7 protein-coding genes, 2 tRNA genes, 1 rRNA gene and 1 other annotated feature are annotated in these 6,000 nt (G+C 35.0%); all 10 genes read right to left on the reverse strand.

All coding sequences use genetic code 11. The features are described 5' to 3' along the window. Nucleotides 1–6: 6 nt before the first annotated feature. The 10 genes from HUK49_RS07585 to rrf all read right to left on the reverse strand — a co-directional run bounded on the left by HUK49_RS07585 (nucleotide 7) and on the right by rrf (nucleotide 6,000). Nucleotides 7–79 (reverse strand) — tRNA-Thr (locus HUK49_RS07585). A gap of 235 nt (nucleotides 80–314) precedes the next feature. After that, the gene (locus tag HUK49_RS07590; protein ID WP_191913262.1) at nucleotides 315–1,304 is read right to left on the reverse strand and encodes an SIS domain-containing protein; all 990 of its coding nucleotides are present in this window, start codon (nucleotides 1,302–1,304) and stop codon (nucleotides 315–317) included. A gap of 2 nt (nucleotides 1,305–1,306) precedes the next feature. Beyond that, nucleotides 1,307–2,167 carry a PfkB family carbohydrate kinase gene (locus tag HUK49_RS07595; protein WP_191913263.1) on the reverse strand — a complete coding sequence of 287 codons (861 nt, stop codon included), beginning with the start codon at nucleotides 2,165–2,167 and terminating at the stop codon, nucleotides 1,307–1,309. Nucleotides 2,168–2,171: 4 nt separating this feature from the next. Further along, entirely contained in the window at nucleotides 2,172–2,903 is a 732-nt protein-coding gene (locus HUK49_RS07600; protein ID WP_191913264.1) for a GntR family transcriptional regulator, read from the reverse strand. Nucleotides 2,904–2,923: 20 nt separating this feature from the next. Then, the gene (locus tag HUK49_RS07605) at nucleotides 2,924–3,658 is read right to left on the reverse strand and encodes an amino acid ABC transporter ATP-binding protein (RefSeq protein WP_191913265.1); all 735 of its coding nucleotides are present in this window, start codon (nucleotides 3,656–3,658) and stop codon (nucleotides 2,924–2,926) included. After that, the gene (locus HUK49_RS07610; RefSeq protein ID WP_235981052.1) at nucleotides 3,651–4,310 is read right to left on the reverse strand and encodes an amino acid ABC transporter permease; all 660 of its coding nucleotides are present in this window, start codon (nucleotides 4,308–4,310) and stop codon (nucleotides 3,651–3,653) included. The genes HUK49_RS07605 and HUK49_RS07610 overlap by 8 nt, the downstream gene beginning before the upstream one ends. A gap of 23 nt (nucleotides 4,311–4,333) precedes the next feature. Further along, on the reverse strand, nucleotides 4,334–4,873 hold the full coding sequence (locus HUK49_RS07615) for a transporter substrate-binding domain-containing protein (RefSeq protein ID WP_235981054.1): 540 nt from the start codon (nucleotides 4,871–4,873) through the stop codon (nucleotides 4,334–4,336). Then, on the reverse strand, nucleotides 4,864–5,136 hold the full coding sequence (locus HUK49_RS11300) for a transporter substrate-binding domain-containing protein (protein ID WP_235981056.1): 273 nt from the start codon (nucleotides 5,134–5,136) through the stop codon (nucleotides 4,864–4,866). The genes HUK49_RS07615 and HUK49_RS11300 overlap by 10 nt, the downstream gene beginning before the upstream one ends. 220 nt (nucleotides 5,137–5,356) lie before the next feature. Continuing rightward, nucleotides 5,357–5,591, reverse strand: a binding site (T-box leader). A 213-nt stretch (nucleotides 5,592–5,804) separates the two neighbouring features. Then, nucleotides 5,805–5,877: transfer RNA gene (locus HUK49_RS07620), tRNA-Asn, on the reverse strand. Nucleotides 5,878–5,883: 6 nt separating this feature from the next. Next, nucleotides 5,884–6,000: ribosomal RNA gene (rrf, locus tag HUK49_RS07625) — 5S ribosomal RNA — on the reverse strand.

Consider the following 6,000-nt stretch of genomic DNA (forward strand, 5'->3'; position numbering starts at 1 on the left):
TTCAAATGCTAACTAGAGGAGTCGAACCTCCGACCTTCTCTTTACGAGGGAGATGCTCTACCAGCTGAGCTAAGTTAGCAAAACCAATCAACGAATACTATTGTATCATGCTAATTAGTTAGTGAAAACACTTAATTTAAATTAAACTATATTCTCCTATATCAAAATCTAGCTACTTAGAAAAAATATTTATTCAATTTTTCCCATTTCTCTTTTTGACTAAGTAGATTAATTCATCTCCTCTTTTGTAACTCAGCAAAGTACCACATAATAGTTAGAAAATAATCTAACTATTATGTGGTACTTCTTTTACTTTAATAATTTTCTAGTTTCCACATATAGCGACGCTTTGATAATGGATGTTTTCGAGCTTTTCCCAGATACTCTGCAAACTTTCTCATTACTGAGGTAAGCACCAGTGGATCAAAGTAATCAACAACTGAAGCATCCATTTTACTATCAAGCCAATAGTCTTTAGCATCAATAACCGTATACTTAGTGCCAAAACGTTGCAAGAATTCTAGTGCTCGAGAGTCTAGATGACGTGTTCTTCCATCTGACATAAATAGCAGGAATGGTGCTTCTTCCACTGCTAATTCAAAAGGCCCATGAAATAGTTCTGCACTATCAAGATTAACTCCTGTAATCCATTGCATTTCCATAAAGATAAAGTTAGCAGTTGAATACCCTACTCCTCTATTAGAACCTGATGATAATGTAAATACCTTGTCTTCGTCCTTATATCTTTCTGCAAATTTTTGTGCATCATTATCCACACTAGCAGCTGCATCATTGGCAACCTCATCAACTACTGATAATCCTTGTACCATTTCATTATAATTATTACTTTCACCTAATGCATGCAATAATTCAACCGCAAAGGTTAGAGCTACCTTCTGTTTAGAAGACTTTGTGGCATAACTTTCAAAAAACTTATGCTGTAAAACATAGTCGGTCTCTTTAGTTAGTGGTGAATCAGGAGCAAAAGTCAATGCTAGAACTGTTGCGCCTTTTTCCTTAGCATTATGTACTGCTTTTAAAGTTTCTTTAGTTGTACCACCTAGGGACGCTATGACAGCTACTGTATTTTCTCCAAAATAATTAGGAACATCATAATTAAATTCGTTTGCTTCAAGCAAATAACTACCAAGTTCCTTTGAGTTTTGTAATGCATAATAATATGCGCCAAATAATTCTGAATAAGATGCTCCACATCCCATAAACACTAAAGACTTAACATCTTTAGTATCAACAATTTTTTTTACTAATTCTTGTACTTCTTGACGAGTTGTTTCTTTTTCCATAATTACCTCTCCTTACATAATTCTTTTAGTTGCAAATCAGGAATCTTAAAACTTACTCCTAGTGATCCATCTATTTTTAATTGCTTAGCACTAAATAAACTAGCTGATTTCAAAATATTAGGAATAGAGCTTATATCCCAATTTTCTCTTAGCAAGCCTGTACTAAAGTAAGTAATAAAAGAATCTCCAGCACCCATGGTGTCTTTGATATGATTAGTCAGTTGAGCCGACTGGTAATAGCAACGATTTCCTGTAAAAACCATTGCCCCTTGTTTTCCCATAGTAAATAGTAGAATAGTATGATAATTCCCCATTCTTTGAAGCTGCCTTGCTCGTTCAACTACCCTATCTTTACTTACATTCCCCACTGAGAAACAAGCAAGATCTACATTATCAATAGTCAAAGTTATTTCATTCTCATTAGAGAAATCGGAATAGTCATAGACAATTTTAGGTTTACTAATGTAATTAATTATTTCTTTTCCATTACCATTAACACTTAAATGAATTAAATCCATTGCATTAATATAGTCCTTGTCATCTGAAATCTTAATTCCTTGATTCAGAACGCCGCCTCTATTGCTAGCTAGAAATTTTCTATCGCCATTAACAACTTTAACCAGCGAATATCCGGATTCACCTTTCAAATTTTTACAATGATCAATGTTGACATTAAATGTTTTTAATGTACTTTTCATTAATTCAGCCAAATTATCATTGCCAAAATTACCAAGATACCCACTGGTAACTTCTGGTATTCGAGTAGCCATAACACTGAAGTTAACCGCATTGCCACCAGGAAACATTCTCTTACTATCGAGATAAATGTCCATTACATTATCGCCAATGGCTAAGACCCTCATAGAATCATTCCTTTCTTTGATTTCCAGATGTAATGGCAAAGTTGGTAGTAGATGCGTCGTAATAGTTAAAAGTCACATAAATAACTTCCTTATCCATTACTTGACGACGTAATTTGAATAGAGGTTCTCCCGGAATCTTATTCATATATTGAGCTAACTCACTAGTAGCTGGCACATAGCTCAATAGCTGATTACTACCCTGTTCCTTATATCCATATTGAGTAGATAATAGGTTAGCCATTGAAATATCTGGGGTGATTTTTTCTCTTAATTTTGGGAATTTATTTGAAGAATAGTAAGCACTTTCTAAGCCACTTACTTCCTTATTAAACTTAACTAGTCGCTTCAAATTTATAACTGGTTCTCCAGGGAAAATATTTAGTAATTCTGCTATTTTATCTGTACTTGCTATTTCTTGTAGCTTAACTATTTGTACAGAAGGATGCTTACCACTGTTTTTCATAAAATTTGAATAGCTTCCTAGATGTAATAAATTACGTTCAACCATATTTGCTTGGACAAAAGTTCCTTTTCCCTGTTTTTTAACCAGATAACCTTGATCAACCAAATCACTAACAGCCCGTCTAATAGTGATTCGACTAGCTCCAAACTCTCTGCCAAGTTCTGATTCAGAAGCAATTAAAGTACCTTGTTTATATTTACCATCATTGATTAAGCGTTTTAATTCAATCTCAATTTGCTCATATAATGGTGTCTTAATATTTTTTTCTAACATAATTAGATACACTCTCTATTCTAGGTATATAGAATTTTAGAAATAAAGTTCTTTGTTCGTTCGTGCTTTGCGTGATGAAAAATCTCATCCGGTGTGCCTTGTTCCAAAATGTGACCTCTATCTACAAAAACTACGCGACTGCCAACTTCCTGTGCAAATCCCATTTCGTGTGTAACAACAACCATGGTCATGCCACTCTTAGCTAGCTTTTTCATTGATTTCAGAACTTCTTCTACCATTTCAGGATCTAAAGCAGATGTCGGTTCATCAAAAAGCATTACCTTAGGGTTCATTGCTAAAGATCGAATAATTGCAATTCTTTGCTGTTGTCCACCACTAAGTTGATCAGGATAGGCATCAGCCTTATTTTCCAGATCCATTTCCTTTAGTAATTCCGTCGATTGTCGATCAGTCTGAGATTTTGATAAATGCTTTACCACTCTTGGAGCATACGAAATATTTTGTCTAACAGTAAAATGAGGAAATAAGTCAAAATGTTGAAAGACCATTCCAATATTTTCGTGGACCCTTTGTTGAGCTTTTTTAGAAATACTCCCTGAAATAATTTCATCCTGGAAAAGTACTTTACCGCTAGTTGGCTGTTCCAAGAGATTCATATGTCTAATCAACGTACTTTTCCCTGATCCAGAAGGACCAATGATCACTACAACCTCTCCATTATGGACTTTAAGATTAATGTCATGTAAGACAGTGTTATTTCCAAACTTTTTTGTGACGTGACGTAATTCAAGCATCGTGACGCATCCTCCTTTCAAACAAAGCAAGAATCTGATTCAGAATCAGACAAATTACCAGGTAAAGAGCAGAAGCAATAATCATGGGTTCCAATCCTAAGGCTGTTGAACCACGAACTGTTTGAGCGGCAAACATAATATCGGTGATGCCTAATACTGATACCAATGATGAATCTTTAACATTACCGATAAGTTGATTTCCTAGTGCTGGAAGAATATTTTTGAATGCTTGTGGTAAGATGATATTCAATAAAATACGATATGATGGAATACCAAGGCTTTCTGCTGCCTCTGTTTGCCCTACCGGTAAAGATTGGATACCAGATCGAATAATTTCCGCAATATAAGCACCAGAATACAAGGTTAGCGCCACTATACCTGTTACAAAGTCATTTACGGAGAATCCCAGTAACTGTGGAAGACCAATATAAACGATATATATTTGAACCAATAAAGGAGTATTACGAATGAAGCCAATGTACGTTTTTGCTATTAAGCTTAGTAAGTTTTCCTTTGACATTTTCATCACAGCCAAGGCAATACCTAATAGTAGACCCAAGACAATTGAGATAATTGCAAGTTCAATTGTCGTTACAAGACCATGCATAAATAATGGCCAATATTCTGTAATAAATGAGTAATTTGAAAACATAAAATCACTCCTTCTAATCCTTGTTAGTTGGTTCCTTTCTGTGCATATTGATCAACCCACTTGCTATATTGTGCCTTGTTTTGGTGAATTACTTCATTTAAGCGATTTACAAGGTCATCCGAAGTCCCCTTAGGAAGAGCAATAGCAGCACCTTTTGATCCATCGTTGTGTCGCCATGAAGTCATAGTTAATTCTGGATTCTTCTTCAGCAGGATAGTTGCAGTCGGTTTGTCAATACAGAAGGCATCAGCTTTTCCATTATTTACTGCTAAAGCTAAATCGGTAACCTTTGATAGATCCTTAGTGGTAGCTTTAGGGAATACCTTATGAATCATTGGTTGTTGAGATGAATTGTTAACTACAGCAATGGTAGCATGCTTGAAATTATTGGCATTTTTGTATTGAGCTAGTTTAGCTTTTGGAACAACCAAGACATTGGTACTCTTGTAATACGTGTCAGTAAACTTAGCCGCTTTTTGTCTTTCTGGCGTTGGAGCCATTGATGTAACTAACATATCAACTTTCTTAGCTTGTAAAGCAGGCAAAAGTCCATCTAAATCCATTGTCTTTCATATTTAACACCTAAGTTCTTGGCAATTTTCTTTACTAGTAGAACATCAGCGCCCTGCATTTGCGTTTTGCCATTTTTTTGAACCTGTGATTCGTATGGTGGATTAGCAGAGACCATTCCCACTCTAAGAGTACCCCGCTCTTTAATTTGTTGAAGTGATGATTTATTTGACTTTCCACATCCAGTTAAAAGAAGCAAAAGTGTTCCTAAAAGAGTTAATACATAAAATAGACGGTGTGCTTTAAGCTTTTTCATAGGTAAGTCCTCCAATTTTTATTAAATAAGACGTTATATAACGCCATAAATTAAACAACGAATTAAATATTAATCAAAAAAGGGCATACCTTTCTATGATTAATAGAGTTTCTTAGTATACTTTCTTTCTTTAATATTAATAATGTCGCTATCTGACATTTACACCACCACCTTTAAAATTTTAAATAAAAAAAGCCTTACCAACCCCAAAGCTGAGATTGAAAAGGACGTTTTCACGTGGTACCACCTTTTTTCGTAGTGAAATCACTACCTTCACCAACAGTTGCAAAGCAACAATTAGCTGGCACGATAATGGGCGCCTACCAGTACATTCTACTTAAGTTTCGATATACGACTCACAAGCGATAGATTTTTATAATACTGTCCACCAATTTACACCAAACATTGGCTCTCTTAAGTAAGTATTACTAATCTTTCTTGATCAACATCTTTTTGTTAAATTGATTACCAAAAGATTAACACCCTAAAATTAGAAAGTCAACATTTTTCTTTAATTTAATTTTAATTAACGTTAAATTAACAATACTTTTACTATAGAAATAGTTTTCCATAATAAAATTCAGAAAAGTACTTTAAAATAAGCTATCTAAATTTTCTTCTTTTAGTACAAAAAAAGGCACTGATTACAATCAGTGCCTTTTTATCAACTCCGGCAGTCAGACTCGAACTGACGACAACCTGATTAACAGTCAGGTGCTCTACCAACTGAGCTATGCCGGAATAATCGCGTGGCAACGTCCTATCCTCGCAGGGAGCGATCCCCCAACTACTTTTGGCGTGTTGAAGCTTAACTTCTGTGTTCGGCATGGGAACAGGTGTATCCTTCAAGCCATCATCACCACA

Origin of the sequence: Limosilactobacillus portuensis (assembly GCF_014838735.1) — a bacterium.
In the GTDB taxonomy this organism is placed as follows: domain Bacteria; phylum Bacillota; class Bacilli; order Lactobacillales; family Lactobacillaceae; genus Limosilactobacillus; species Limosilactobacillus portuensis.

Coding starts and splice junctions, on each gene's coding strand:
- HUK49_RS07590 (WP_191913262.1), bottom strand. CDS start 1,304: ATGGAAAAAGAAACAACTCGTCAAGAAGTACAAGAATTAGTAAAAAAA.
- HUK49_RS07595 (WP_191913263.1), bottom strand. CDS start 2,167: ATGAGGGTCTTAGCCATTGGCGATAATGTAATGGACATTTATCTCGAT.
- HUK49_RS07600 (WP_191913264.1), bottom strand. CDS start 2,903: ATGTTAGAAAAAAATATTAAGACACCATTATATGAGCAAATTGAGATT.
- HUK49_RS07605 (WP_191913265.1), bottom strand. CDS start 3,658: ATGCTTGAATTACGTCACGTCACAAAAAAGTTTGGAAATAACACTGTC.
- HUK49_RS07610 (WP_235981052.1), bottom strand. CDS start 4,310: ATGTTTTCAAATTACTCATTTATTACAGAATATTGGCCATTATTTATG.
- HUK49_RS07615 (WP_235981054.1), bottom strand. CDS start 4,873: ATGGATTTAGATGGACTTTTGCCTGCTTTACAAGCTAAGAAAGTTGAT.
- HUK49_RS11300 (WP_235981056.1), bottom strand. CDS start 5,136: ATGAAAAAGCTTAAAGCACACCGTCTATTTTATGTATTAACTCTTTTA.